Origin of the sequence: Nocardia sp. bgisy134 (genome assembly GCF_965341865.1) — a bacterium.
Lineage (GTDB): Bacteria > Actinomycetota > Actinomycetes > Mycobacteriales > Mycobacteriaceae > Nocardia.
On the sequence record NZ_CBDQZP010000015.1, the window covers coordinates 141,102 to 165,889 of the forward strand.

Consider the following 24,788-nt stretch of genomic DNA (forward strand, 5'->3'; position numbering starts at 1 on the left):
CGACGGCACCGGGTGCGGACCTCGTACCACCGAACCGAAGGAGTACCGACACGATGGAGTGGACCGGCGCGATCTATGCCGACACCCCGACCGCCGAGAGCGTCATCCACATCGATGCGCCCCTCGCGAAGGTCTGGAGCGTTGTCACCGATATCGAACTGATGCCGCTGTTCAGCGACGAACTGAAGTCCGCCGAATGGGTCGATCCCATTCACGGCGCGCGGCTGGGCGGCGCCTTCGTCGGTACGAGCCGGCATCCGAAACTCGGCGAGTGGTCGACCACGTCCTACATCGTCGAATTCGACGCGTCCCGGACCTTCTCCTGGGTCGTCGGAAGCGTCGAAAATCCCGGTGCGACTTGGCGGTTCACCCTCGAGGCGGACAACGACGGCACCCGCTTGCGTCAATGGGTTCGGATGGGGCCGGGGCCGTCCGGCCTGAGCTTCGCCATCGCCGCCATGCCGGAGAAGGAACAGAAGATCGTCTTCGTCCGGATGCGCGAGCTCGAACGAGCCATCGAGCACACCCTCGCGGCGATCAAGACATTCCTCGAGGGTGAGGAGCACTGATGCGCACCGCCACCACCATCGAAGCCTCCTACCCGGGAGCACTCGAATTCGCCCTGGAGGCAGAGAAACTCGGTCTCGATATCTGCTGGGTCGCCGAGGCGTGGGGCTCGGACGCCCCGACCGCCTTGGGCTACCTCGCCGCCCGAACCGACCGAATGTTGCTGGGCTCCGGCGTCATCCAGATCGGGACCCGCACACCCGTGGCGATCGCCCAATCGGCATTGACCTTGGCGGACTTGTCGCAGGGACGGTTCCTGCTCGGCCTCGGCGCCTCGGGACCGCAGGTCATCGAAGGGCTGCACGGCGTTTCGTTCGCCGAGCCGCTCGTCCGTATGCGCGAGACCGTGGAGATCATCCGCCAGGCATTCGCCGGAGAAAAGATCAGCTACTCCGGTCACAGGCATGGGATCCCGATGGCAGGCGGCGAAGGCAGGCCGATGCGATTGTCGCTGCCTGCGAACACCGACATCCCGATCTACCTCGCGACCCTGTCGCCCCGCATGCTCGAACTGACCGGACGGATGGCCGACGGCTGGCTCGGCACGAGTTTCATTCCCGAACGCGCCGCCGCGTATCTCGATCGCCTCGACACCGGGCTGGCCGCCGCGGGCCGGTCACGCGACGAGCTCGACATCTGCCAAGGCGCGGAGGTGGCCTTCGCCGACGACGAGGACACCCTGCGGACGATGCTCGCGGCCCGCAAGAAGGAACTGGCCTTCAGCCTCGGCGGAATGGGATCGGGCGCCACCAACTTCTACAACAACGCCTACAGCCGTCAAGGGTGGGCCGACGTCGCCGAAGCGGTACGTCAGCGCTGGCAGGCAGGAGACCGGCAAGCAGCCGCGGCGCTCGTCACCGACGAGATGGTTCTGGCGACCACGTTGATCGGCACCGAGGCGATGGTCCGCGCCCGGCTGCGCGTCTGGCGCGACGCGGGTGTCGACACGATTCGCCTCTATCCGGCGGGTGACACCATCGATGCCCGGGTGACAACCCTGGGCCGTGCACTCGACATCATCCGCGACCTGAACTGAGTCCGCGCGTGGAGCGGGAGACGACGGTGCGCCGCTGAGCTCGGGCGTGGGATCCGGTGGCCGGATCTGACAGAGATCCGTCGTTGCGGCCATCGGCGCGCGCCTCGACGATGGACTCATGATTTCGAGCCACCGCGTGGTCATCGCGACCTTCCCCGATGTCGACCTGCTCGATGTCACCGGGCCCGCCGAAGTGTTCGCGCTGGCCAACCGCGAGGGTGGCGGGCGAGTGCGCTACGACGTGCGGCTGGCGAGCCCGGTCCGCGGTGAAGTGCGCACCTCCGCCGGGGTGCGCGTCGTCACCGACCTCGGCTTCGACGAGGTGGAGCCGACGATCGACACGTTGATCGTCCCCGGCGCGGTCGACACTCCGCCCAGCGGGCCGGTCGCGCGGATCGATCGCGAGGTCGTGGCGTGGATCGAGTCCGTTGCGCCACATGCGAGGCGAATAGCCTCGGTGTGCGTGGGCGCGCATCTGCTCGCCGCCGCGGGTCTGCTGGACGGGAGAACGGCCACCACACACTGGTCGACGGCCGACCAGCTCGCGGCCGAACACCCCCACATCGTCGTGGACCCCGACCCGATCTTCATCCGCTCGGGCCGGATCTGGACCGGCGCGGGGATCAGCGCCTGCCTGGACCTCTCCCTGGCTCTGGTGGCCGAGGATCACGGCGAGGACTTGGCGTTGCAGGTGGCACGGCAGTTGGTGGTGTATCTCAAACGGCAAGGCGGGCAGAGCCAATTCAGCGTGCCGCTGAGCCGTCCCGCGACCGCCCGCCGCGACATCGATGACCTGCGGCTCTTCATCACCGAGAATCTGGACGGCGATCTGTCCGCCGCAGCGCTCGCGGCCAGGATGTGCCTGAGCGAACGCCATTTCACGCGGGTCTTCCAGCAGGAGACCGGCGCCAGCGCCGCGGTCTATGTCGAGGCGTGCCGGGTCGAGGCGGCGCGCCGCCTGCTCGAAACCACCGACCAGCCCGTCGAACGGATCGCCGCGACGGTCGGGCTCGGATCGGTCGAGACCTTGCACCGCGCCTTCCGCAGGCAACTCTCCGCCACACCCGGCGACTACCGGAAGCGATTCCGCATCACTACCTGAATGTCGAGCGGTGATCCCGCACGTATTTCCCTCTCCCACACAGAAAGTAGCGACACATGTCGATGAATGCCGTCTCCAGCACCCTGCGCGACGTGATCGGTCTCGATGATCGGCTACCGCGATTGGCAGATGCCACGGTGATCATGATCGATTTCCAGAACACGTACCTCCGCGGTGTCATGGCGGTGGACGGGCCCGAGGAGGCGCTGGCCGCCGGTGCCCGATTGCTCACGGCCGCAAGAGAATTGCGGCGACCGGTGGTGCACATCGTCAACGACGGCGGGCCGGACACCCCCTACGATATTCGCGCCGATATCGGTGCGATCAGCGATCCCGTCGCCCCGCGGACGGGAGAACCGGTGGTGGTCAAGCAATTCCCGAATGCGTTCCACGCCACCGATCTCGAGCAGACCCTGAAGGAGCTGGGTGCGGGGCAGGAATTGGTGCTCGCCGGATTCATGACCCACATGTGCGTGAGCTACACCGCCCAGGGCGCGTTCAATCTCGGCTACCGCCCCACCGTCGTCGCCGAAGCCACCGCCACCCGACCACTGCCCAGCCCCTTGGGAGACACCGTGCCCTCCGCCGCACTGCAGAGCGCCGCCCTCACCACCATCGCCGACCTGTTCGGCGTCGTCGCCCCGACCGTGGACGACATCCTGCACTAGCCCGGGGCCATACACACGCGTCGGTGTCGGTCGGGGCTGTTACTTTGCGCGGCATGGTGATCGACCGGGGCGCGAGCTCCGCACACGGAGTGGCCTTGACGGAGCGCGTGATCGAGGCGGTGCGGCGGGCGCCCGAAGCGTCCGCACTGGAATACCAGCACGTCCCATGGGTGGAGGGCAGCCCGCGGCCGATGGCGGCGGATGTACTGGCGGACATGGTTTTTCCGTCGGGACGACCGCTGCCGCCCAGCCTGCGGGCGTGGTTGGCGTTCGATGTGAGCCTGCTGGAGCGCTACGGTTGGTTCGGCCAGGACGGTGCGTTCGCGCCCCGACCGCTCGACCAGCTCGTGGACGACGAACTGGGCGGGCCGTGGGCGGAGTTCTTCACCCCGCTGGCCGAGCGTTTCGGCGAATGCTTCCTGCTCCCCGGCGGTTCGGACTCGCGGCGGGTGCTCGCCGTCGGCGAGCCGGACGCCGAGGGCGAATACCCGGTGATCGCCCTCGATGTGGACGACCTGCCGTTCGCCGGTCTGATGTACCCCGGCTTCGATGTGTACCTGGCGCACACCGCGGGTCTGGTCCGTATGGAATTCCCCACCTACACGGCGCTTTTCGAGCACGCGATCTATGGTTCGCGGATGCGCACGCACGCCGTCCACCGGTTCGCGGGAGAGGCTTACGCCGAGTTTCCGTTCTGAATCCACATCCTTGGAGGCCGTCGGCTCGGACATGCTCGAGCGAGGGCTGGGCTCGACGCAGCGCAAGCCCAGCCCTCGTCGCAACGGATACGCAAGTCGGCTACGCCGTCACGGGCGCAAGAGATGTTCTCCGGCGAGCTGGATGGCTTCGAGTTTGGTGTAGCCGGGGTGGTCGGCGACGATGAAGTGGCGGCCGATGGCGAGCGCGAACGTCAGCATGCAGCGCGCCTCGATCTCGTCGGGATCCGTGAGGAAGGCGCCGAACATCTTGCGCAGGAACGCCATTCGCTCGTTGTCGATGCGCCGCAGGCGCGCCGCGACGGCCTCGTCGTGGTTGGCCCACGCACGAATCGCCAGATCGATACGATGCAGGTCCTCCGAGAACGTCATCCGGCCGACGCGCCGGATCCGGTCAGCGGCCTCGCCGCCTTCGGCGTTCGCCTGGGCGATGACCTCCGTGGTGCAGCGACTTTCCCACTCGTCGAGCATCTCGGCGAGGAACGCGGCACGCCCGTCGAAGTGCCCGTAGAACCCGCCCTTCGTCACGCCGAGTGCGGCGGCGAGCGTCTCGACCCGGACCGCGTCGGGCCCTCCTTCGGCGAGGGCGTCGAGACCCGCCGCTATCCAGCGGGCTCGTGTCGTTCGGGCCACTGCGGGAATTCCGGTCACCTCCATTGTTCGCCTCTCGTTTATACGGTACCGTACAAACGATCTGTACGGTACCGTATAAACGAGAGGCGAACCGTGCCACAACTCATGAACTCCCCCAAGCGATTGCTGCGCTGGGCCGCCGGAATCATGGTCGTCCTCGGAACAGGGCACCTCGCCTTGCTCGCGCTGTTCGCTGGGGACGACATCGCAGGCTGGGTGGATCGCGGGATATGGGGAGCGGTCCCCCTCGCCGTCACGAGCGACGGCCCGACGGTGGAGTCGCTGCAGAACGAGGTCACCTTCTGGGCCGGTCCGGGCAGTTTCGCCGTACCGTTCATCCTTTTGGGTTGCCTGACATGGCATCTCGCCGAGCGCGGGATCGCCGTGCCCGCCGGAATCGGCTGGGGCCTCGCGGCCTATTGCGTGTTCAGCGGCGTCCTGCTCGTACCGTCCCCGTACTTCGCCGGGGCCGTCGCAGGCGTACTTGTCGTCTTAGCCGCGCGGAAAGGCGTTCGGGCCCAAGCAGACCGAGATGCGGCCGGTAGCGTCGTCGCCGGAGGATGAGAGGCGGGCCTGACGCCGAACCGCTGCGCGGCACACCCCTGGCCGAGGTCGTCCATGAAGTGGCCCTCGCCGCGGAGGACGCGGGTGACATCGAGCTGATCGCGCTGTGGCACGCACCGGGAGTCGACGTTCTGCTCGGCGTCGCGGGCACCGAGGATCCGCGGCGGATGCGCGCCACCCGCGCCGTCCGCGCCATCGCACTGCGCACCGACGCGATCGCCTTCGATCTCCCCGACGGCTATCGGCCGCCGCCGGAATTTACGAAGACGACCCACTCGAATCCTGGTGGGCGGGAGCCGATTCGGCGGGATTCGACGACGATTTCGGGTAGTGATCGGAGACGGGCCGCTCCCCTTCACCGACCATCCCACGATTCCTGGTCCAGGGAGAAGTATTCCGATTGACGGGGCCGCGCGGCCAAGGCGAGGACGGCGGCGACCTCATCGATGCCGTCCGCGAGGGGGGCGACGGTCACGCGCACCGCTTCGGGATGACCGCGGTCGGCCACGAAGAACGGGCCGCCGGGGGCGACCCGGATTCCATTGGCGGCCAAGTGGATCAGCGCGGTGCGCTCGTCGGCGACGGGCAGCCAGGCGTTGAGGCCCTGGCCCTCGGCGAGGTGCAGACCGTGGCGGCGCAGCGCGTCGGCGAGGGCGCGGCGGCGGATCTGGTACTGCGCACGGGCGTGTTCGACGGTGCGGGTGACGGTTTCGTCGCGCAGCATCTCGTGCAGCAGGCGCTGCAGGATGCGCGGCGTCCAGCCGGGACCGAGGACGCGGGTGGCCACGATGCGGTCGATGATCTCCTCCGGGCCGGACAGTGCCGCGATCCGCAGGTCGGGGCCGTGCGATTTGGAGTAGCTGCGCACGTGCAGCACCCGGTCGGGCAGCCATCGGCCGAGGCTGATGTCCTCGACGGGGACGACCGCGCCGGAGTGATCGTCCTCGATGACCATGCACCGGCGCTCGCTGTGCCGCAGGATCGCGACCAACTCCTCGGCGCGCTCGACACTCATCGACGCCCCGGTGGGGTTCTGCGCGCGCGGTTGCAGGACCGCCGCGCTCGCCCCGGTGGCGATCGCACGCGCGAAATCGTCCGGCAGCACGCCCTCTTCGTCCATGCGCACCGGAATTATCTGCGCGCCAATGGATTCCAGGTAGTCGAGGATGTACGGGAAGGTGGGGTCCTCGACGATCACCCGGTCGCCGAAGCGGACGACGGCCTGCAGGCTGCGGACGATGGCGTCCATCGCGCCGTCGACGACGGTCAGTGCGCCCGACCGGGTCGGCCAGTCCGCTTGCAGCAGCCGCCCGAGTTCGGGCACCACCGGCGCCTGGTGGTAATCGGTGGTCTCGGCATCGAGGGCGAGCCGGGACAGGATCGACCCGATCTCGGGCAGCAGCGCCGGGTCGGGGGTGCCGAGCGAGAGGTCGAGCCGGGCATCGGTCGCACCGCGGGTCATGCTGTCGGTCCGCGACGACGCGGGCCTGGCTCCGCTCTCGGCGACGAAGGTCCCGCTGCGCCCGCGTGACACCACCAGCCCGGCCTGCGCCAACGCCCGCCAGCCGTGGCTCACGGTCGCGGGGCTGACCCCGAGGCGGCGCGAGAGCTCCCGCACCGTGGGCAGCCGGTCCCCGGCGCGCAGCTCGCCGCTGGTGATGAGGCGGGCGATGGCGCCCGCGATGCCCGCGGGAGTCGGGTCATCGATCTGGATCCGGTCGTTCATTTCCATGCCTCGAACACCTCGCGAGATTTACACTTTCGGCACCGACTGAAATATTCAGGAAATGTTTACCTTCGAAGATAACATAACCAACTTCGGTAGGGAGATCGACAGGTGACGACAATCAGGGCCGCCATCACCCAGGCGACGTGGACCGGTGACAAGAAGTCGATGCTGGCCAAGCACGAGGGATTCGTCGAGCAGGCCGCCGCCGCGGGCGTGCAGGTCATCTGCTTCCAGGAACTGTTCTACGGACCGTATTTCGGCAACGTGCAGGACAGGAAGTATTACGAGTACGCCGAATCCGTCCCGGGGCCGACGACCGAACGGTTCGCCGAGCTGGCCAAGGAGCACCGGATGGTGATCGTGCTCCCGGTGTACGAGGAAGACCAGCCCGGCGTGCTCTACAACACCGCGGCGGTGATCGACGCCGACGGCAGCTATCTCGGTAAATACCGCAAGCACCACATTCCACAGCTGTCCGGCTTCTGGGAGAAGTTCTATTTCCGGCCGGGCAACCTGGGCTATCCCGTGTTCGACACCGCCGTGGGCAAGGTCGGTGTCTACATCTGCTACGACCGCCACTTCCCGGAGGGCTGGCGCGCCTACGGATTGGCAGGGGCCGAGCTCATCTTCAACCCGTCGGCGACCAAACCCGGCTTGTCCGAGCGGCTTTGGGAGCTGGAGCAGCCCGCCGCAGCGGCCGCCAACCAGTACTTCATCGGCGCGAACAACCGCATCGGTACGGAGACGGAGGAGTTCGGCGACGATGCCGTGACCTTCTACGGCAGTTCGTATTTCGTCGATCCGCGCGGCTGCTACGTCGGCGAGCGCGCTTCCGCCGACACCGACGAACTGCTGATCCGTGACCTCGATCTGGATCTGGTGCGCGAGGTCCGCAGCGATTGGCAGTTCTATCGCGACCGCAGGCCGGATTCCTACGACGCCATCGTGGCGCCCTGAACCGGGAGGAAACGTGGCCACCACACTGATCACCGGAGGAACGGTCGTCTCGGCGACCGGCCGCGGCCCCGCCGACATCCTCGTCGACGGTGAACGCATTGTCGCACTGCTGCATCCGGGCACGACCGCGCTGGGCGCGAATCTGGCCGAGACCGTGGACACCGTCATCGACGCGTCCGGCAAGTACGTCATCCCCGGCGGCATCGACGCGCACACGCACATGTCGATGCCGTTCGGCGGAACGACGGCGTCCGACGATTTCGAGACCGGGACGAGGGCCGCCGCATGGGGCGGCACCACCATGATCATCGACTTCGCGGTGCAGAAGTTCGGTGAGCGCGTGCAGGATTCCCTGCAAACCTGGCACAAGATGGCGTCGGGCCAGTGCGCCATCGACTACTCGTTCCACCAGATCGTCGGCGACGTGAACGACGCGTCGCTGGCCGCGCTGCGCGGACTGCCGGACGAGGGCATCACCAGTTACAAGCTCTTCATGGCCTATCCCGGCGTCTTCTACAGCGACGACGCGCAGATCCTGCGCGCCATGCAGATCGGCGCGAACACCGGGCTGCTCACCATGATGCACGCCGAGAACGGCCCCGCCATCGACGTTCTCGTCGCGCAGCTGCTGGCCGAGGGCAAGACCGATCCGTACTACCACGGCATCGCACGCGCCTGGCAGCTCGAGGAGGAGGCGACCCATCGGGCGATCATGCTGGCCGATCTGACCGGTGCGCCGCTGTACGTGGTGCACGTGTCGGCGAAGCAGGCCGTCGCCCAGCTGGCCGCGGCGCGGGACCGGGGCCGCAACGTCTTCGGCGAGACCTGCCCGCAGTACCTGTATCTCTCCCTGGAGGACAACCTCGGCGCAGCGGGTTTCGAGGGCGCGAAGTGGGTGTGCTCCACACCGCTGCGCTCCCGGCAGGAAGAACATCAGGACCAGGTGTGGCAGGCGTTGCGCACCAACGACCTCCAGATGGTGTCCACCGACCACTGTCCCTTCTGCATGAAGGGACAGAAGGACATGGGGATCGGCGATTTCTCCAAGATCCCCAATGGAATCGGCACCATCGAGCACCGGATGGACCTCATGTACCAGGGCGTCGTGGACGGCCGGATCACCCTGGAGCGCTGGGTGGAGATCACCTCGACCACCCCGGCCCGCATGTTCGGCCTCTACGGACGCAAGGGCGTGCTCGCTCCCGGCGCGGACGCCGACATCGTGGTGTACGACCCCAACGGCCACACCTCCATCGGTCTCGGCAAGACCCATCACATGAACATGGACCACTCGGCCTGGGAGGGCTACGAGATCGACGGCCACGTCGACACCGTGCTCTCCCGCGGCAAGGTCGTGGTCGCGGACGGTGAGTACCGCGGCCGCAAAGGCGACGGGCAGTTCGTGCGCCGCGACCCGTGTCAGTACTTGATCTGAGGAGACGCCATGCAATTCGGAGCGGTACTACAGTGCGATCCCCCGGCGGCGCGCACCGTCCAATTGGCGAAACTGGCCGAGGCGCACGGGTTCAGCCACCTGTGGACCTTCGATTCGCATCTGCTCTGGCAGGAGCCGTACGTGCTGTACAGCCAGATTCTGCACGAGACGAAGCGAATCACGGTCGGGCCCATGGTGACCAATCCGGCGACCAGGGACTGGACCGTCACCGCGTCGCTGTTCGCCACGCTCAACGAGGCCTACGGCAATCGCACCATCTGCGGGATCGGGCGCGGCGATTCCGCGGTGCGCGTCGGCGGCGGCAAACCCACCACGCTGAAGACGCTGCGCGACTCGATCCACGTGATCCGGGAGCTGGCCAATTCGCGGCCGGTCGAATACGGCGGCGGCACCGTGCAGTTCCCGTGGAGCGTCGGCTCGACGCTGGACGTCTGGGTGGCCGCCTACGGACCGAAGGCGCTGGCGTTGACCGGCGAGGTGGCCGACGGCTACATCCTGCAACTGGCCGACCTCGACATCGCCGAATGGATGATCGCCACGGTGCGCGAGGCGGCGGTGGCGGCGGGCCGCGACCCGGATTCGATCACGATATGCGTGGCGGCGCCGATGTACATCGGCACCGATCGCAAGCACATGCGCGATCAGTGCCGCTGGTTCGGCGGGATGGTCGGCAACCACGTCGCCGACATCGTCGCGCGCTACGGCGGCAGCGGGGCCGTGCCGCAAGCGCTCACCGAATACATCGAGGGCCGCGCGGGTTACGACTACAACCTGCACGGCCGCGCCGGAAACGTGCACGCCGACTTCGTCTCCGACGACATCGTCGAACGGTTCTGTGTGCTCGGCACCGCCGACGAGCACATCGCCAAACTCCGGCGACTCGCCGACCTCGGCGTCGATCAGTTCGCGGGCTACCTGCAACACGACAACAAAGAGGAAACCATGCGCGTCTACGGCGAGACGATCATTCCGCAACTGCGGCAATCCATCACGGCGACGAAGGTGACGGCATGACCGCCGTGCGCGTCGATCTGGACGCGCGCGCCTACGAGCTCGACCGCGACCACGTGTTCCACTCCTGGTCGGCGCAGGCCGCGCTGAATCCGGTGGTGCTCGCGGGCGGTCGCGGCTGCCGGGTCTGGGATCACGGGGGCCGCGAATACCTGGATTTCGCCAGTCAGATGGTCAACGTGAACATCGGCCATCAGCATCCGGTGGTCACGGCCGCGATCGCCGATCAGGCCGCGCGCCTGGCCACCATCGGCCCGGCCGCCGCGAATCTGCAACGCGGCGAGGCGGCGCAGCGGATCGCCGCGCTCGCGCCGGACGGGCTCGAGAAGGTGTTCTTCACCAACGGCGGCGCGGACGCCAACGAGAACGCCATCCGGATGGCGCGGCTGCACACCGGCCGCGACAAGGTGCTCTCGACCTACCGCTCCTACCACGGGAACACGGGCGCGGCGGTGGTCGCGACCGGCGACTGGCGGCGGATACCGAACGAGTACGCCCGCGGCCACGTCCATTTCTTCGGTCCCTACCTGTATCGCAGCGAGTTCTGGGCGAGCACCGCCGAGGAGGAGAGCGAGCGCGCGCTGCGGCACCTCGAGCGGGTCGTGCAGTGCGAGGGGCCGTCCAGTATCGCCGCGGTCCTGCTGGAGACGGTGCCCGGCACCGCGGGCATCCTGGTGCCACCGCCCGGCTATCTCGCCGGTGTCCGCGCCATCGCCGACCGATACGGGATCGTGCTGATCCTCGACGAGGTGATGTGCGGATTCGGCCGTACCGGACGGTGGTTCGCGTTCGACGGCTACGACGTGACGCCCGACCTGATCACCTTCGCCAAGGGCGTCAACTCCGGATACGTTCCCGTGGGCGGCGTCGTCATCTCCGAGCAGATCGCCCACACCTTCGACCACACCGTCTTCCCCGGCGGCCTCACCTACAGCGGGCATCCGCTGGCCGCGGCGTCGATCGTCGCCGCCCTCGATGTGATGGCCGACGAGGGCATCGTGGCCAATGCCGAACGTATCGGCCGCACCGTGCTCGGACCGGCGCTCACGCGTGTGGCCGAGGAGTGCCCGGTGATCGGCGACGTGCGCGGCGAGGGCGTGTTCTGGGCACTGGAGCTGGTCGCCGATCGCGCCACCCGGGAACCCGTGTCGGCCGCGACCATGGCTCGGGTCAAGACCGAGCTCGTCGCCCGCGGGCTGCTTCCGTTCCTGGCCGACAACCGCATTCACGTGACGCCGCCGTGCGTGGTCACCGAGGCCGAGGTCGCGGAGGCGACCGCCATCCTGCGTGACGTATTGACCGCCCTGCCCGCCGAGGAGATCCGATGACGCATCCCGAGACCATCGACATCGTCGACCACTGGGTCGACGGCAAGCCGTGGACGGGCGAATCCACCCGCACCGCACCGGTTTTCGATCCCGCACTGGGCGTCGCGCAGCGCAGCGTCCGGATGGCCACCGGCGAGGACGTCGGCGTGGCCGTCGCCGCCGCGGCGGCGGCGCTGCCCGGCTGGGCCGATTCCTCCGTCGCCACCCGCCACCGGTTCCTGCTGAACTTCCGCGAGCTGCTCAACGCCCGCAAGGACGAGCTGGCGAGCATCCTCACCGCCGAGCACGGCAAGGTGCTCGCCGACGCGGCGGGTGAGATCGCCCGCGGGCTCGAGGTCGTCGAGTTCGCGCTGTCCATGCCGCACCTGCTCAAGGGCGAGTTCAGCCAGAACGCCTCGACCGGGATCGACGTGTACTCGGTGCGCGAACCGGTCGGCGTCGTCGGCGTGATCAGCCCGTTCAATTTCCCGGCCATGGTGCCGCTGTGGTTCTTCCCGATCGCGATCGCCGCCGGGAACACGGTGGTGCTCAAACCGAGCGAGAAGGATCCGTCGGCGGCGAACTGGCTGGCCGGGCTCGCGGCCGACGCCGGACTGCCCGCGGGTGTGCTCAATGTCGTGCACGGCGACAAGGAGGCGGTGGACGCGCTGCTGACGCACCCGCAGGTCGCGGCGATCTCCTTCGTCGGCTCCACGCCGATCGCCGACTACGTGTATCGGACCGCCACCGCGCACGGCAAACGGGTGCAGGCGCTCGGCGGCGCCAAGAACCACATGCTCGTCCTGCCGGACGCCGATCTGGACCTGGCCGCGGACGCCGCCGTCAACGCCGGCTTCGGCTCGGCCGGTGAACGCTGCATGGCGGTGAGCGTGGTGCTCGCGGTCGACTCCATCGCCGACGAGCTGGTGGAGCGCGTCGCCGCGCGGATGACCGGGCTGCGCACCGGGGACGGCCGCCGCGGCTGCGACATGGGACCGCTGATCACCCGGGAACACCGGGACCGCGTGGCCGGGTACCTCGACACCGCCGTCGCCGATCGGGCCCGTCTCGTGGTCGACGGCCGCGACACCGCCGTCGACGGCGACCCCAACGGGTTCTGGCTCGGCCCCTCCCTGATCGATCGGGTGCCGGTCACCTCGGCGGTCTATCGCGACGAGATCTTCGGGCCCGTGCTCTCGGTGGTGCGGGTCGAGGGCTTCGAGCATGCCGTCGACCTCGTCAACGCCTCCCCCTACGGCAACGGCGTCGCCATCTTCACCAACGACGGCGGCGCGGCGCGGCGTTTCCAGCGGCAGGTGCACGTCGGCATGATCGGCGTGAACGTGCCGATCCCGGTACCGGTGGCCTACCACAGCTTCGGCGGCTGGAAAGCGTCGCTGTTCGGCGACGCGAAAGCCTACGGACCCAACGGTTTCGCGTTCTTCACCCGGGAGAAGGCGATCACCTCGCGCTGGCTCGACCCCAGCCACGGCGGCATAGACCTCGGTTTTCCGCGCAACAGTTAGCACTCACCGATGCACGAAGGACATCCGATGACCGAAACTCGGGTACGGCCGCTGGACGGCGCGCCGAGCAGTTCCTCGCTGGTCAACGACGACTTGGCGCCAACGACCAAGGAGACCGCGACCTGGCGTACCTGGGACATCTTCTGTCTCTGGATGACCTCGGCGCACAGCATCGCCAGCTACGGCTTCGCGGTCGGCATGCTCGCGCTCGGCATGACCGGGTGGCAGACGATGCTCGCCCTGTTCACCGGCGTGCTCGTGCTCTGGCTCGGCAGCAATCTCGTCGGCGTCGCGGGCCAGAAGGTCGGGGTGCCGTTCCCGGTCTTCGCTCGCGCCGCCTTCGGCGTCTTCGGCGCCAATATCCCCGCGCTGCTGCGGGCCATCGTCGCGGTGTTCTGGTACGGGATCCAGACCTACCTGGCTTCCACCGCGCTGATGGTGTTGCTGCTGCGTGTGTCGCCGGGTTTGGCGTCGTGGACCGAATCCAGTTTCCTCGGCTTGTCGACCTTGGGCTGGATCGCGTTCCTCGTGCTGTGGACCGTGCAGTTGGCGATCATCAACTACGGCATGGAAGTCGTGCGCAAGGCCTCGGACTTCGCGGGCCCCGCGGTCTGGCTCGGCATGATCGCGCTGGCGATCTGGATTCTGGGCAAGGCCGAGTGGAGCATCGACTTCAACGCGCGAGCCGGTGCGCCGCTGTCGGGCGGCGCGACCGTCGCCGCGTTCGTCGGCGTCGCCTTCCTGATGGTGTCGTTCATGGCCGGTCCGCTCGTCAACTACGCCGACTTCGCGCGCTTCTCCCCCAGCAAGCGGGCGGTGCTGCGCGGCAACGCGTGGGGCATCCCGTTCAACGAGACGGCGTTCGTGGTCCTGTCGATCGTCATCTCGCTGGCCACGCTGAAGGTGTACGGGAAGGTGCTGAGCGACCCCGTGCAGCTGGTCGCCGATATCGACAGCGATGTGGTGGTGGTCGTCGCCGCGGTGTTGTTCGCGACGGCGACCGTGGGCATCAACGTGGTCCTCAACTTCGTGTCCCCGTCCTACGACATCTCCAATGCCGCACCGAGATTCATCTCGTTCCGCACCGGCGGCATCATCACCGCCGTCCTGTCCATCCTGGTGATGCCGTGGAAGCTCTGGGAGAACCAGGATTTCATCATCTACTTCCTCGGCGGTGTCGGCGCGCTGATGGGTCCGGTGTTCGGCATCCTGATCGTCGACTACTACCTGCTGCGGCGACAGCGCACCGCGGTCGCCGAGCTGTACGACGACACCGCGGAGGGGCGCTACTACTTCTCTCGCGGGTTCAACCCGAAAGCGCTTGCGGCGCTTGCACTTTCGGGTACGATCGCGGTGATCGTCGCGCTCGCTCCCGATTCCCAGGAGGTGACGGCGCTGTCCTGGCCGGTCGGCGCGGCGCTGGGAGCGCTGCTCATGTACGCGTTCGAAGTCGTCCGGCCGTCCGGATCGAGGAGTGCGAGCGCTTCCTGATCCGACCCGCGACCGGTTGTCCGACGGCGGCGACGGTGTCGGATAGCCGGTCGAGGGCCTGGCAGGCCTCGGACGGTGGTGCGGGTACCCGCGCGATCGATGTCGGCCACCACGGCGTTCGCGACGCCGATCAGTCGGTGAGCCGGAAGCCGGCCCGCTCGACCGCGTCCGCCACCGCATCGCGGTCGACCGGGCCGCCTCCTTCGACAGTCACCGTGCCGCCGTCGAGCAATGCCGCTTTCGGCCACGTGCCTCGGCCGACTGTCGCGAGGCGCCACTCCCGGCCGATGTTGCTCGGGCGTGCGGCGGATATCGACGTGACAAACACCGTGCCGTCGATGATGCTGGCGCCATGCTGATTCGGACCGGCGGCGCGGCGGACGCGCAGGCGATCGCGGCGCTGCACACCGCGAGCTGGCGCACGGCCTACGCGGGCATGATGCCGGACGACTATCTCGCCGGGCCGCTCGACGCCGACCGGTCAGCGTTGTGGGGAAAGCGGCTGACCACCGCGGTCACGCCAGGACTGTTCGTGGCGGAGGACGCCGCGACACTGCTGGGCTTCGTCTACCTCGTACCGACGGACGACGGCCGGGTGCTGCTGGACAATCTGCACGCCCGGCCCGGCAACCTCGGGCGCGGGATCGGCAGCCGCCTGTTCGAGCGCGGCCTCGGGTGGGCGGCGAGCGAATTTCCCGGCCGTCCGGTGTATCTGGAGGTGCTGCGCGACAACGCCGCGGCCATCGCCTTCTACGAGCGGCGCGGCGGGCGGCGCACCGACGCGCGGATCGGGCGATTCGACGCGGGCTTCGAACTTCCGGAGTACGAATACACCTGGGAGCCTGCCGATTTCGATCGTTCCTAGCTCGCCACCGAGGGGCGGCGTACCGTCCCTGGCGCCGGAGAGCCGCGGGCCGTCCCGCCGAGGAGAAGGCTTCCCATCGCGGGCCTGCCGCCCCCGCTGGAATACACTCCACCTCGACGGTTAACCGGAGCATAGCTGGAGCGAGAGGAGTTGGCCGTGAGCGAGCGTCCTCGGTGGTATCGCGATCAGCAGGCGTGGCGGGACCTGCAGCGGTTCCTGCCCGAGCGCCTGCGGCTGACCGACGAGACCGCGCCCGCCGAGGAGTACTGGAACTGGCGGGGCAATCACGTGCACCTGGACAGGTATCCCCTGCCCGACGCTCCCGCCAAGATCGTGCTGCACCACGGGGTCGGCACCAACGGCAGGCAGATGAGCCTCGTTGCCGGGGCGACGCTGGCCCAGCGCGGCTTCGAGACCGTCGCCCTGGACAACCTCGGCTACGGCCTGACCCAGGTCGCCGACGGCGCCGCGCCCGGCTACCGCGACTGGATCCAGCTCACCACCGATTTCCTCGCCTACGAAAACACCCGCGACGACCGGCCGATCGTGCTCTACGGGCTCAGCGCCGGCGGCATGCTGACCTACCACGTCGCGGCGCACGCACCGCGCGGCACGCTGCGCGGCATCATCGGCACGACCTTCCTCGACCCGCGCGACAGGAAGGTCTGGCGCGCGGTCTCCCACGACGCCTTCCACGCCACCTTCGGTACCGCGGTGTTCGAACTGCTGGCACGCACCCCGCTGCGCGGTGTGCGCTATCCGATGTCACTGGCGTCGAAGATGAGCGCACTGTGCAACAACCCGGATGCCATGAAAGTCTTTCTGCGCGACAAGACCTCGGCGGGCAGCTGGGTCTCGGCGAAATTCTTCAGCGAATTCGGCTCCTACGCCCCCGATCTCGAACCCGCCGACTTCGACGTCTGCCCCGTCCTGCACACCCAACCGGCCGAAGATCACTGGACCCCGCTCGAACTCAGCGAGCCGGTCACCAGGGCGATCACCAAGGTCCCGGTCACCACGGTTGTGCTCGACAATGCCGGGCACTATCCGCTCGAAGAGCCAGGCCTGACCCAGATGCACGACGCCATCACCCAATTCGTCACCGAGCACACACGATGACAGTCGACGTGTTCGCGTGGCCTGCGAATCACGCCCGATCGGCCGCATTCCAGGACCCAGGTGGCAGCATCGGTGCTGCGTCGTGACGTGCTCCGAGCCTGAACCGCACAAGAGAGGTGTTCCCGTGCCGGTCGATCCCATCCCCCCGATGCCCTCCGTGCCAGCCACCGCGCGGACGGCCGCGGCGGCAGTCCGCGGACTGCTCCGGTTGCCACCGCGCGTCAAACGCGCGCTCGCCGGTCCCGCGGTGTACCGCGACGGCAACGAGCTCGACCTCGATGCCCAGTTGCTCCTGCGCATCACCCGGGCGCTGCCGAAGTCGGCGCCGGATCCGGTGCGGCTGCGTCACCAGGCGCGGCGGATGGCGGCGATCGGCGCGGGGCGGCGCGCACCCGTGCGCGTCGAGGACATCACCGTCGCGGGCGCCACCGGACCGCTGCGGGCGCGGCTGTACGACCCCGGCGCGGCCGATACGCTGCTGGTCTATTTCCACGGTGGCGGCTGGGTCATCGGCGATCTCGACACCCACGACGCGTTCTGCCGGACCGTGGCGCACACCGCGCGGATCCGGATGGTCGCGGTCGACTATCGGCTCGCACCCGAGCACCCTTATCCAGCAGCCGTCGACGACGCGGTGGCGGCCTTCTGTGATATCGCCGCTCGCGCAGGCGAATTCGGTGTCACGGCCGAACGTGTCGCGGTGGGAGGTGACAGCGCGGGCGGGCATCTGGCGGCGGTGCTGTGCCAGAGGATGCGCCACGAGGGCGGCCCCGCGCCCCTGCTCCAGCTGCTGATCTACCCACCCACGGATCTGACCGGGAAAGCTCAGTCCCGCACGACGTTCGCCGAGGGATTCGCCCTCACCCGCACCGACATCGACTTCTTCGACCGCTGCTTCCTACCACCCGACCTCGACCGCACCCGACCGGACGTGTCGCCGCTCTACGCCGAGACCACCGCCGGGCTCCCCCGCGCCGTCGTGATCACCGCGGGCTTCGACCCCCTGCGCGACGAGGGCGAAGCCTACGCGACCCGCCTGCGCGCCGACGGCGTGCCCGTGACGGCGCGGCGATTCGACGGTTACATGCACGGCTTCGTCAACAACGCGCTCGCCTTCGGTCCCGCGGTCGGCGAGATCGCCGCGATGCTCGCCGACGCATTGGCGGCGCCCGGCTCCTCGGCCGACCCGGATCCGGACGGCGGACGAAACCCGATCGCCACTCGCCCATCCGGTTTCTGAACCCTGGACCACCGGCGTACCGTCCGAGCCTGCCGCGCCGGACGGCAGTTCGCGTGAACCACGCAGTTCGCATCCACCACAGCGCGTTTCGGTCCCGCCGACTCGCTGCGGCGAGTTAAGGTGCGAGATAGACTCCGGCGCAACGTGGTACGGGAGGTTCGGCCCTGGACACACTGTGGACGTTCGTGGTGACCCGACGGCACCAGCTGCTCGTCGACTCGTATTTGCATGTCTCGGCGGTGATCCAGTCGCTGCTGGTCGCCGCGCTGATCGCGGTGGTCGTCGGCGTGCTCGTCTACCGCAGCCCGTTCGGTTCGGCGGCGGCCACGGCCGCGGCGAGCGCGATCCTCACGGTGCCCTCGTTCGCGCTGCTCGGTCTGCTGATCCCGATCCTCGGACTCGGTGTCGGGCCGACCGTCACGGCGCTCGTGCTCTACGCCCTGCTGCCCATCCTGCGTAACACCATCGTCGGGCTGGCCGCGGTCGATCCGTCGGTGGTCGACGCCGCCCGCGGTGTCGGCATGAACCGGATGCGGGTGCTCGCCGCCGTCGAACTGCCGCTGGCCTGGCCCGCGATCCTGACCGGGATGCGGGTCAGCACCCAGATGATCATGGGCATCCTCGCGCTCGCCGCCTACGCCAAAGGGCCTGGGCTCGGCAATCTGATCTTCTCCGGGCTGTCCCGGCTCGGCAGCCCCAACGCCGTGCCGCAGGCGTTGACCGGCACGGTGCTGATCATCGTGCTCGCTCTGCTACTGGACGGCCTGTTCGTCCTCGTGGGGCGACTGACCACCTCGAGGGGGATTCGTGACTGACATCGAGACCGGCGCCGCGGTGTCCGGCGTCGACATCGTGCTCGACGCCGTCACCAAACGGTATCCGGGACAACATGATCCGGCCGTGGACGAGGTGTCGCTGACCATCCCCGCGGGCGAGATCGTCGTGCTCGTCGGGCCGTCGGGCTGCGGCAAGACCACGACCATGCGCATGATCAACCGGCTGATCGAACCGACCTCGGGCACCATCACCATCGGCGGCCGCGACGCCGCGGCGATGAATCCCGATCAGCTGCGCCGCGGCATCGGGTACTCGATCCAGCAGGCCGGCCTCTTCCCGCACATGACGGTGGCCAAGAACATCGCGACCGTGCCCGGGTTGCTCGGCTGGGACCGCGCGCGGATCGCCGCGCGGGTCGACGCGATGCTCGACCTCGTCGGCCTCGACCCGGACACCTTCCGCGGCCGCTACCCGCGTCAGCTCTCCGGCGGACAACAGCAGCGCGTCGGGGTGGCGCGCGCACTGGCCGCCGACCCGCCCGTGCTGCTGATGGACGAACCGTTCGGCGCAGTCGATCCGATCACCCGCGGCCTGTTGCAGGACGAATTGCTGCGGTTGCAGGCGGAACTCGGCAAGACCATCGTCTTCGTCACGCACGATTTCGCCGAGGCGGTGAAACTCGGTGACCGGATCGCCGTGCTCGGCGACCGGTCCAGAATCCTCCAGTACGACACCCCGGCCGCGATCCTCGCCGACCCCGCCGACGACACCGTGGCCGGATTCGTCGGCGCCGACGCCTCGCTCAAGCAGTTGACGCTGACCAGGGTCGGCGATGTGGAACTCGGCGACTGCCCGACCGCGGGGCAGGACGAACCGGCGGAGACCTTGCGCGCGGCACTGGCGGGCCGGGAATCGCTGTGGGCGCTGATCCTGGACGCGCGGCGGCGCCCGCTGCGGTGGGTGTCGGCCGAGCAGCTGACGAACGCCGGGACGCTGCGTGAGGTCGGCAGCCCGATCGGTCAGGCGCTGTCGCTGCGATCGACGCTGCAGGACGCGCTGGAGGCCCTGCTCGCCGAGCAGACCGCGACCGCGGTGGTCACCGACGCGCGCGGCGAATTCGCGGGACTGATCACCATCGACACGCTGGTCGGGCACCTGTCCGCGACGCGGGCTCGCCACGGCGGCGAGCAACCCGCCGCCGAGGCCACGTCGTGACCGCCGCCGTCGTCGCACCCAGCGCCGCGTCCGCACCGGTCGCCGCGCACCGAGCCGAGCGGCTGCGGTTGCTCGTCCAGCCCGCGCTGGTCCTGGTGCTGACCGTCGGCGTCCTGGTGTGGGCATTCCGCCGCGACCTCACCGCCACCCAGCGCGCGAGCATCAACGCGAGCACTATCGCCACCGTCACCTGGCAGCACGTGCTGCTCACCGCGACGGTGGTGCTGATCGTCGTCGCGGTGGCGGTGCCGCTCGGCACCCTGCTCACCAGGCCCGGATATCGCCGTCTCGCACCGGTTTTCGTCGGCATCGCCAACATCGGCGCGGCCGCGCCGGCCATCGGACTCATCGTGCTGTGCTATCTGGCGACCCGCACCACCGGTTTCTGGATCGGCGTCGCTCCGATCGCCTTCTACACACTGCTTCCGGTGCTGCGCAACACCATTCTCGGGTATCAGCAGGTGGATCGGACGTTAATGGACGCGGGCCGCGGCCAGGGCATGTCGGCGGCGACGGTGTTGCGGCGCATCGAGTTTCCGCTGGCGGTGCCCTACATTCTCGCGGGACTGCGCACCTCGCTGGTGCTGGCCGTCGGCACTGTGACGCTGTCGTTCCTGGTGAGCGCGGGCGGGTTGGGGATTCTCATCGACACCGGATACAAGCTGCGCGACAACGTCACCCTGGTGGTCGGCGCCGTGCTGGCCGTGGCGTTGGCGCTGCTCGTCGACTGGCTCGGCGCGCTGGCCGAACGCTTCCTCGGACCGAGGGGTTTGGCATGAGGCGCGGCGGACGGCTGTGGGCGCTGGTGGCGGCGGCGCTGCTGGTGCTGGGCGGCTGCGGTCTGGAGTCGGGCGGCGCCGTGCCGCTGCGCGTGGGGCCGGGCAGCATCCAGCCGTCGGCCGAACTCGACGGCGTCACGATCACGGTGGGCTCCAAGGACTTCACCGAACAGAACATCCTCGGTTACCTCATCGAATTCGCCATGACCGCGGCGGGCGCGAACGTTCGCGACCTGACCAACATCCAGGGTTCCAACAGCCTGCGCGACGCGCAGCTGCACGGCCAGATCGACGTCGCCTACGACTACACCGGCACCGGCTGGATCAACTACCTCGGCAACGAAACCCCGGTGCCGAGCGAGGTCGGCCAATTCGAGGCGGTGCGCGACGCCGACCGCGCCGCGCACGGGATGGTGTGGACGGCGATGGCGCCGATGAACAACACCTACGCCTTGGTGACCAGCAGCCGCACCGCTGAGGAGACCGGCGTCCGGACGCTGTCGGACTATGCCAGGCTCGTCGCGACCGACCCGGCCGCCGCGGCCACCTGCGTCGGCACCGAATTCAACGTCCGCCAGGACGGCTACCCGGGCCTGGCCCGGAAGTACGGCATCGACGTCGGCACGGTGCGCAAGCGGATCATGCAGGACCCCCTCGTCTACCAGGCCACCGCCGACGCGGGCCAGTGCCGCTTCGGCTCGGTCGCCGCCACCGACGGACGCATACCGGCGCTGAATCTCGTTCTGCTGCAAGACGATCTAGCGTTCTTCCCGAAGTACAACGCGGCACTCGTGCTGCGCGCCGACTTCCACGAAGCGCACCCGCGGATCGCCGAGATCATGGCTCCGATCTCCGCGCTGCTCACCAACGAGGTGATCACCGACCTGAACCGCCAGGTCGACGTGGACGGCCGCGAGCCCGCCGAAGTCGCCCGCGACTGGATGGTCGCCCAAGGTTTCGTCACCGCCGAATGACCGCGACGGGTTCGCGCACGCCTCGCACCGGGTGTGGCGGCTGCGAAGCGCGAGGACCGTGCACTAGGTAGCGTGAATGACCTTGACCTGTAGTGTGGTTGAGGTTTCACGATGGTGCGGTGACCGATGACGGAATCACTTTGATCGACGCGTGGGAACTGCCCGAGGACCGGATCGACGAGTCTGTCGCGCGCTGGCGGGAGCGCGTCGGGCTGATCCACACCGCCCCCGGTTTCCGGGATGCACGGATGCACCGCAGACGGATCGACGAATTCCTGCCGCACTGGCTCGGCCGCGCGGAGCTGATGAGCCAGGCGCCCGGCTTCCGGGACAACCGGCTGCACCGCGCGGTGAACCCGGACACTCGCTTCCAACTGGTCAACATCGCGCACTGGGACAGCGCCGAGGCCTGGCGCGCAGCGGGCGACGACCCCCGGTTCCAGCAGCGCCTGTCCGCCTCCCCCGACTTCGCCGCCGCCAACCCCGCGCTGTTTCAGGTGGTCGCCGAGTTCTGAGCGCGGGTCGGAGACGCCCAGGAGCCGTACGGGTCCGGCCGGAGGTGCGGGAGGACCGCTAGCGGCGTAGCGGGAAAGTCATGCGGTGGAGCAGGTTGTCGCGGAGGACCGCCGCGTGGAAGATCACCGCGCAGACGTGTGCGGTGAGGGCGAGCAGCAGGGCGTAGGCGAGCAGGCCGTGCACGGTGCGCAGCGCCGCGTACAGCTCCGGATCGGTGGGTGCGATCGCGGGAATCCGGAAGCCGCCGAGGATGTGGATCGGGATGCCGGACGCCGATACCACAGCCCAACCGACGATCGGCTGGAGGAGAAACAGCGCGTACATGAGGATTTCGGATCCGGCGGCAACGAGCCGCTCGGGGCGGGCCATCGTTTCGATCTGCGGCGGCGGCCGGTGCCGGATCCGGTAGGCGATGCGCACGACGGCGAGCGCCAGTATCGCGACCCCGAGGGTTTTGTGCCAGGTCAACAGGGTGCCATAGTGTCCGAGGTAGCCCACCATGGCCGCGCCGATACCGATCATCGTGATGATCAGGACGGCCATCGTCCAGTGCAGGATCCGCCCTGGGAGGCCGAATCGGGTTGCGCCGGTGTCGAGTTCACCGATGGACATGGTCGTCACGCCTCCTTCACCACGACGGCGCCCACGGGCTTCGTTTCGCCGGCGCGGCGGCGGAAGGACTCGCCGTAGACGGCCGAGCGGGCTTGCAGCAGCGGATCGTCGGAGGCTTCGATTCCGTTGGGCAGCACCAGCGGATCGAAGTTCACGTCGCGCACGTTGTCCGCCGATTCGGTCTCGATCCGGTCCAGCACGACCGTGCCGACGTGCACGGTGCGGCGATCGTTCGGCCACATCCTGGTGGCGTCGTCGGTGGGATCGACGCCGGCCTCGCCGACGACGACCATGAGCCGCCACCGCAGCGGCGTCGCCCGCAGGTCGGTGACGAGGCCGTCGAAGAGGGCGTTGTCGCCGTTCGCCGGTCCGGTCGCGGGCGGCGGGTTTTCCGGCTCGAGGCGCCAGCGCACCGGCACGGTGCGACCGTCACCGTCGGTGAATCGGAACGCGTTGAGCGAGAAGAAGGTCGAGGTCGCGAAGGTCGGCGCGGGAGCGCCCTGCCCGATGACGGCCAGCGCCGCGGCGGTCTTCGGGTGCGACGCGATGTAGTCCTTCATCACCGCGGGATCGGGTTTGCCGGTGGCCGGGTCCACAGCGAAGGCCAGGGTGCGGTCGTAGAAGTCCTGCGCGGTGGCGTCCAGGAAGACGGGGATGTTGAGCATCGCCATCCGCCACTGCTCTCCATCCGGCAGGAAAAGCTGCAGCCCGAGTCCGCGGGGCGCGGTCGGCGTATCGGGCACGTGCGGGTTGCCCCCGGCGAGGGAGAAGCGTCCGGCCAGCCGGTAGCGTCCGGATCGGAACGCCGACGCCTTCGACAGTTCGGCACCGTTGCCGTTGCTGTCGAAGTATCCGGCCACGGCCACTCCTTTGGCGTGGTTGCGGCGCCAGCCGGGGAACGAGCCGCCCGCGGTGTCCTGGAGCCGGTCGACGATGCCGCGCGCGGTCAGTCGCCACGGTCCGATTCTGTCCTCGGCGAACAAGAACCCACCGATTCCCGCGGCTCCGAGCGCGGCGACGGCGGCGCCGCCGAGCAGTGTGCGGCGATTCAGCGGAATAGGGCCGATATTCGGCCCGGTCGTGCTTTTGTGTGAATTTCGCTCGGCCATTCGCATACCCCCATATTTGAAATCCGACAATTCCAGACGAATCCCCACGGTGGCGAATTCATTGCATTTCCCGGTGATACTACGCCACATTCGTATGGTTCCGAACCGTACACCAGTGCGGTCAGCGGCGACAACATCAAAGGTGGTCTCGACCGCCTCTTCCGTGTCGATGTTCCGTTCAAATATGTTGCGCAACAGCATCTTTAGCATGCTGGAGCAATAGCGGAAGATAGTACGTACACGTATGGATTTCGCGGGAATCGGTCGGTGACGGTGATGGATCGGGCCCTGTCGCCGACACCTGCCGTGATGTAATCGGTGGATGGAATCCCCCGTCCCGAAGCCGGTCCCTCACGTCTTCGCGAATACACCCGGCCATCTGATTCGCCTGCTCTACCAACGACACAACGCCATCTGGCACGCCACCGTCGGGGATTCGATCACGCCAACGCAGTTCGCCATTCTCAACGCCGTCTACGTGGAGGGCCCGCTGACCCAGCACGAGATCTCCGTCCGCATCCGTACGGACGCCTCGACGATGACGCAGTCCGCGAGCGCGCTCGAAAGGAAGAAACTCGTCGAACGCTCCGTCAACCCCGCGGACAAGCGCGAACGGCGGATCGCCTTGACGCGCACCGGCCGCCGGGAGTACGCGCAGCTCCTCCCGAAAGCTGATGAAGTGCAACGGATTCTGTTCTCCGCCCTGCACCCCGACGGGCATGAAGCCGCTCTCGTGGTGCTTCGCGACCTCGCCGGAGTGCACGCCGATCCGGCGGAGGGTGAGGTCACACCGCCGCCGGGTCCTTCGTCATGACGTAT

At 68.4% G+C, this 24,788-nt stretch carries 26 protein-coding genes; 22 read left to right on the plus strand and 4 right to left on the minus strand.

What is annotated here, in order from left to right:
- Window positions 1-53: 53 nt before the first annotated feature.
- The 5 genes from ACRWNM_RS25230 to ACRWNM_RS25250 all read left to right on the plus strand — a co-directional run bounded on the left by ACRWNM_RS25230 (window position 54) and on the right by ACRWNM_RS25250 (window position 4,071).
- The gene (locus tag ACRWNM_RS25230; RefSeq protein ID WP_431970564.1) at window positions 54-569 is read left to right on the plus strand and encodes an SRPBCC family protein; all 516 of its coding nucleotides are present in this window, start codon (window positions 54-56) and stop codon (window positions 567-569) included.
- Window positions 569-1,603 carry an LLM class flavin-dependent oxidoreductase gene (locus ACRWNM_RS25235; protein WP_431970565.1) on the plus strand — a complete coding sequence of 345 codons (1,035 nt, stop codon included), beginning with the start codon at window positions 569-571 and terminating at the stop codon, window positions 1,601-1,603. The genes ACRWNM_RS25230 and ACRWNM_RS25235 overlap by 1 nt, the downstream gene beginning before the upstream one ends.
- A 118-nt stretch (window positions 1,604-1,721) precedes the next feature.
- Window positions 1,722-2,705, plus strand: coding sequence for a GlxA family transcriptional regulator (locus ACRWNM_RS25240; RefSeq protein WP_431970566.1), 984 nt, complete (start codon window positions 1,722-1,724; stop codon window positions 2,703-2,705).
- Window positions 2,706-2,761: 56 nt separating this feature from the next.
- A complete protein-coding gene (locus tag ACRWNM_RS25245) occupies window positions 2,762-3,373 on the plus strand; it encodes an isochorismatase family protein (protein ID WP_431970567.1) in 612 nt (203 codons plus the stop codon).
- A 53-nt stretch (window positions 3,374-3,426) separates the two neighbouring features.
- The gene (locus tag ACRWNM_RS25250; RefSeq protein ID WP_431970568.1) at window positions 3,427-4,071 is read left to right on the plus strand and encodes a hypothetical protein; all 645 of its coding nucleotides are present in this window, start codon (window positions 3,427-3,429) and stop codon (window positions 4,069-4,071) included.
- Window positions 4,072-4,179: 108 nt separating this feature from the next.
- Here ACRWNM_RS25250 and ACRWNM_RS25255 read toward each other — a convergent pair whose 3' ends face one another.
- Window positions 4,180-4,746: a TetR/AcrR family transcriptional regulator gene (locus tag ACRWNM_RS25255; protein WP_431970569.1), complete on the minus strand. Its 567-nt coding sequence runs from the start codon at window positions 4,744-4,746 to the stop codon at window positions 4,180-4,182.
- A gap of 81 nt (window positions 4,747-4,827) precedes the next feature.
- Here ACRWNM_RS25255 and ACRWNM_RS25260 point away from each other — a divergent pair, with 81 nt between their 5' ends.
- Together ACRWNM_RS25260 and ACRWNM_RS25265 are read left to right on the plus strand one after the other, a co-directional pair.
- Window positions 4,828-5,286 (plus strand): DUF6463 family protein, encoded by a 459-nt coding sequence (locus ACRWNM_RS25260; RefSeq protein WP_431970570.1) that lies wholly within the window; start codon window positions 4,828-4,830, stop codon window positions 5,284-5,286.
- On the plus strand, window positions 5,283-5,690 hold the full coding sequence (locus tag ACRWNM_RS25265; RefSeq protein ID WP_431970571.1) for a hypothetical protein: 408 nt from the start codon (window positions 5,283-5,285) through the stop codon (window positions 5,688-5,690). The genes ACRWNM_RS25260 and ACRWNM_RS25265 overlap by 4 nt, the downstream gene beginning before the upstream one ends.
- On the opposite strand, the gene ACRWNM_RS25270 is transcribed toward ACRWNM_RS25265, so the two are convergent.
- Window positions 5,642-7,018: a PLP-dependent aminotransferase family protein gene (locus tag ACRWNM_RS25270; protein WP_431970572.1), complete on the minus strand. Its 1,377-nt coding sequence runs from the start codon at window positions 7,016-7,018 to the stop codon at window positions 5,642-5,644. The genes ACRWNM_RS25265 and ACRWNM_RS25270 overlap by 49 nt on opposite strands.
- A 105-nt stretch (window positions 7,019-7,123) precedes the next feature.
- Here ACRWNM_RS25270 and ACRWNM_RS25275 point away from each other — a divergent pair, with 105 nt between their 5' ends.
- The 14 genes from ACRWNM_RS25275 (at window position 7,124) to ACRWNM_RS25340 (ending at window position 22,247) form a co-directional block, all read left to right on the plus strand.
- A complete protein-coding gene (locus ACRWNM_RS25275) occupies window positions 7,124-7,972 on the plus strand; it encodes a nitrilase-related carbon-nitrogen hydrolase (protein ID WP_431970573.1) in 849 nt (282 codons plus the stop codon).
- A gap of 13 nt (window positions 7,973-7,985) precedes the next feature.
- Window positions 7,986-9,407 carry a dihydropyrimidinase gene (gene hydA, locus ACRWNM_RS25280; protein WP_431970574.1) on the plus strand — a complete coding sequence of 474 codons (1,422 nt, stop codon included), beginning with the start codon at window positions 7,986-7,988 and terminating at the stop codon, window positions 9,405-9,407.
- A gap of 9 nt (window positions 9,408-9,416) precedes the next feature.
- On the plus strand, window positions 9,417-10,442 hold the full coding sequence (locus ACRWNM_RS25285) for a TIGR03842 family LLM class F420-dependent oxidoreductase (protein ID WP_431970575.1): 1,026 nt from the start codon (window positions 9,417-9,419) through the stop codon (window positions 10,440-10,442).
- Window positions 10,439-11,767, plus strand: coding sequence for an aspartate aminotransferase family protein (locus ACRWNM_RS25290; RefSeq protein ID WP_431970576.1), 1,329 nt, complete (start codon window positions 10,439-10,441; stop codon window positions 11,765-11,767). Before ACRWNM_RS25285 ends, ACRWNM_RS25290 begins: the two co-directional genes overlap by 4 nt.
- Window positions 11,764-13,272 (plus strand): CoA-acylating methylmalonate-semialdehyde dehydrogenase, encoded by a 1,509-nt coding sequence (locus ACRWNM_RS25295; RefSeq protein ID WP_431970577.1) that lies wholly within the window; start codon window positions 11,764-11,766, stop codon window positions 13,270-13,272. The genes ACRWNM_RS25290 and ACRWNM_RS25295 overlap by 4 nt, the downstream gene beginning before the upstream one ends.
- A 27-nt stretch (window positions 13,273-13,299) precedes the next feature.
- Complete coding sequence (locus ACRWNM_RS25300; protein ID WP_431970578.1) at window positions 13,300-14,763, plus strand: NCS1 family nucleobase:cation symporter-1; 1,464 nt, start codon at window positions 13,300-13,302, stop codon at window positions 14,761-14,763.
- Window positions 14,764-15,115: 352 nt separating this feature from the next.
- Window positions 15,116-15,628, plus strand: a complete 513-nt coding sequence (locus tag ACRWNM_RS25305) for a GNAT family N-acetyltransferase (protein ID WP_431970579.1) — start codon at window positions 15,116-15,118, stop codon at window positions 15,626-15,628.
- Between the two features lie 156 nt (window positions 15,629-15,784).
- Window positions 15,785-16,747 (plus strand): alpha/beta hydrolase, encoded by a 963-nt coding sequence (locus ACRWNM_RS25310; protein WP_431970580.1) that lies wholly within the window; start codon window positions 15,785-15,787, stop codon window positions 16,745-16,747.
- A 148-nt stretch (window positions 16,748-16,895) separates the two neighbouring features.
- Window positions 16,896-17,987, plus strand: coding sequence for an alpha/beta hydrolase (locus ACRWNM_RS25315; RefSeq protein WP_431970581.1), 1,092 nt, complete (start codon window positions 16,896-16,898; stop codon window positions 17,985-17,987).
- A 164-nt stretch (window positions 17,988-18,151) separates the two neighbouring features.
- On the plus strand, window positions 18,152-18,802 hold the full coding sequence (locus ACRWNM_RS25320) for an ABC transporter permease (protein WP_431970632.1): 651 nt from the start codon (window positions 18,152-18,154) through the stop codon (window positions 18,800-18,802).
- Window positions 18,795-19,979: an ABC transporter ATP-binding protein gene (locus ACRWNM_RS25325; RefSeq protein WP_431970582.1), complete on the plus strand. Its 1,185-nt coding sequence runs from the start codon at window positions 18,795-18,797 to the stop codon at window positions 19,977-19,979. The genes ACRWNM_RS25320 and ACRWNM_RS25325 overlap by 8 nt, the downstream gene beginning before the upstream one ends.
- Entirely contained in the window at window positions 19,976-20,758 is a 783-nt protein-coding gene (locus tag ACRWNM_RS25330) for an ABC transporter permease (RefSeq protein ID WP_431970583.1), read from the plus strand. Before ACRWNM_RS25325 ends, ACRWNM_RS25330 begins: the two co-directional genes overlap by 4 nt.
- Window positions 20,755-21,732 (plus strand): glycine betaine ABC transporter substrate-binding protein, encoded by a 978-nt coding sequence (locus ACRWNM_RS25335; protein WP_431970584.1) that lies wholly within the window; start codon window positions 20,755-20,757, stop codon window positions 21,730-21,732. The genes ACRWNM_RS25330 and ACRWNM_RS25335 overlap by 4 nt, the downstream gene beginning before the upstream one ends.
- Window positions 21,733-21,851: 119 nt before the next feature.
- The gene (locus ACRWNM_RS25340) at window positions 21,852-22,247 is read left to right on the plus strand and encodes an antibiotic biosynthesis monooxygenase family protein (RefSeq protein WP_431970585.1); all 396 of its coding nucleotides are present in this window, start codon (window positions 21,852-21,854) and stop codon (window positions 22,245-22,247) included.
- A gap of 58 nt (window positions 22,248-22,305) precedes the next feature.
- Here ACRWNM_RS25340 and ACRWNM_RS25345 read toward each other — a convergent pair whose 3' ends face one another.
- Together ACRWNM_RS25345 and ACRWNM_RS25350 are read right to left on the minus strand one after the other, a co-directional pair.
- The gene (locus ACRWNM_RS25345; protein WP_431970633.1) at window positions 22,306-22,860 is read right to left on the minus strand and encodes a cytochrome b; all 555 of its coding nucleotides are present in this window, start codon (window positions 22,858-22,860) and stop codon (window positions 22,306-22,308) included.
- A gap of 5 nt (window positions 22,861-22,865) precedes the next feature.
- Window positions 22,866-24,170, minus strand: a complete 1,305-nt coding sequence (locus tag ACRWNM_RS25350) for a catalase family peroxidase (RefSeq protein ID WP_431970586.1) — start codon at window positions 24,168-24,170, stop codon at window positions 22,866-22,868.
- 121 nt (window positions 24,171-24,291) lie between these two features.
- Between ACRWNM_RS25350 and ACRWNM_RS25355 the strand changes: the two genes are divergently transcribed.
- Entirely contained in the window at window positions 24,292-24,783 is a 492-nt protein-coding gene (locus tag ACRWNM_RS25355; protein ID WP_431970587.1) for a MarR family winged helix-turn-helix transcriptional regulator, read from the plus strand.
- The last annotated feature ends 5 nt before the right edge of the window (window positions 24,784-24,788 follow it).

What these genes read in the sequence shown, in the direction of transcription:
- ACRWNM_RS25230 (WP_431970564.1), top strand. Translation starts at nt 54, where the DNA reads ATGGAGTGGACCGGCGCGATCTATGCCGACACCCCGACCGCCGAGAGC.
- ACRWNM_RS25235 (WP_431970565.1), top strand. Translation starts at nt 569, where the DNA reads ATGCGCACCGCCACCACCATCGAAGCCTCCTACCCGGGAGCACTCGAA.
- ACRWNM_RS25240 (WP_431970566.1), top strand. Translation starts at nt 1,722, where the DNA reads ATGATTTCGAGCCACCGCGTGGTCATCGCGACCTTCCCCGATGTCGAC.
- ACRWNM_RS25245 (WP_431970567.1), top strand. Translation starts at nt 2,762, where the DNA reads ATGTCGATGAATGCCGTCTCCAGCACCCTGCGCGACGTGATCGGTCTC.
- ACRWNM_RS25250 (WP_431970568.1), top strand. Translation starts at nt 3,427, where the DNA reads ATGGTGATCGACCGGGGCGCGAGCTCCGCACACGGAGTGGCCTTGACG.
- ACRWNM_RS25255 (WP_431970569.1), bottom strand. Translation starts at nt 4,746, where the DNA reads ATGGAGGTGACCGGAATTCCCGCAGTGGCCCGAACGACACGAGCCCGC.
- ACRWNM_RS25260 (WP_431970570.1), top strand. Translation starts at nt 4,828, where the DNA reads ATGAACTCCCCCAAGCGATTGCTGCGCTGGGCCGCCGGAATCATGGTC.
- ACRWNM_RS25265 (WP_431970571.1), top strand. Translation starts at nt 5,283, where the DNA reads ATGAGAGGCGGGCCTGACGCCGAACCGCTGCGCGGCACACCCCTGGCC.
- ACRWNM_RS25270 (WP_431970572.1), bottom strand. Translation starts at nt 7,018, where the DNA reads ATGGAAATGAACGACCGGATCCAGATCGATGACCCGACTCCCGCGGGC.
- ACRWNM_RS25285 (WP_431970575.1), top strand. Translation starts at nt 9,417, where the DNA reads ATGCAATTCGGAGCGGTACTACAGTGCGATCCCCCGGCGGCGCGCACC.
- ACRWNM_RS25290 (WP_431970576.1), top strand. Translation starts at nt 10,439, where the DNA reads ATGACCGCCGTGCGCGTCGATCTGGACGCGCGCGCCTACGAGCTCGAC.
- ACRWNM_RS25295 (WP_431970577.1), top strand. Translation starts at nt 11,764, where the DNA reads ATGACGCATCCCGAGACCATCGACATCGTCGACCACTGGGTCGACGGC.
- ACRWNM_RS25300 (WP_431970578.1), top strand. Translation starts at nt 13,300, where the DNA reads ATGACCGAAACTCGGGTACGGCCGCTGGACGGCGCGCCGAGCAGTTCC.
- ACRWNM_RS25305 (WP_431970579.1), top strand. Translation starts at nt 15,116, where the DNA reads ATGCTGATTCGGACCGGCGGCGCGGCGGACGCGCAGGCGATCGCGGCG.
- ACRWNM_RS25315 (WP_431970581.1), top strand. Translation starts at nt 16,896, where the DNA reads ATGCCCTCCGTGCCAGCCACCGCGCGGACGGCCGCGGCGGCAGTCCGC.
- ACRWNM_RS25335 (WP_431970584.1), top strand. Translation starts at nt 20,755, where the DNA reads ATGAGGCGCGGCGGACGGCTGTGGGCGCTGGTGGCGGCGGCGCTGCTG.
- ACRWNM_RS25345 (WP_431970633.1), bottom strand. Translation starts at nt 22,860, where the DNA reads ATGTCCATCGGTGAACTCGACACCGGCGCAACCCGATTCGGCCTCCCA.
- ACRWNM_RS25350 (WP_431970586.1), bottom strand. Translation starts at nt 24,170, where the DNA reads ATGCTGTTGCGCAACATATTTGAACGGAACATCGACACGGAAGAGGCG.
- ACRWNM_RS25355 (WP_431970587.1), top strand. Translation starts at nt 24,292, where the DNA reads ATGGAATCCCCCGTCCCGAAGCCGGTCCCTCACGTCTTCGCGAATACA.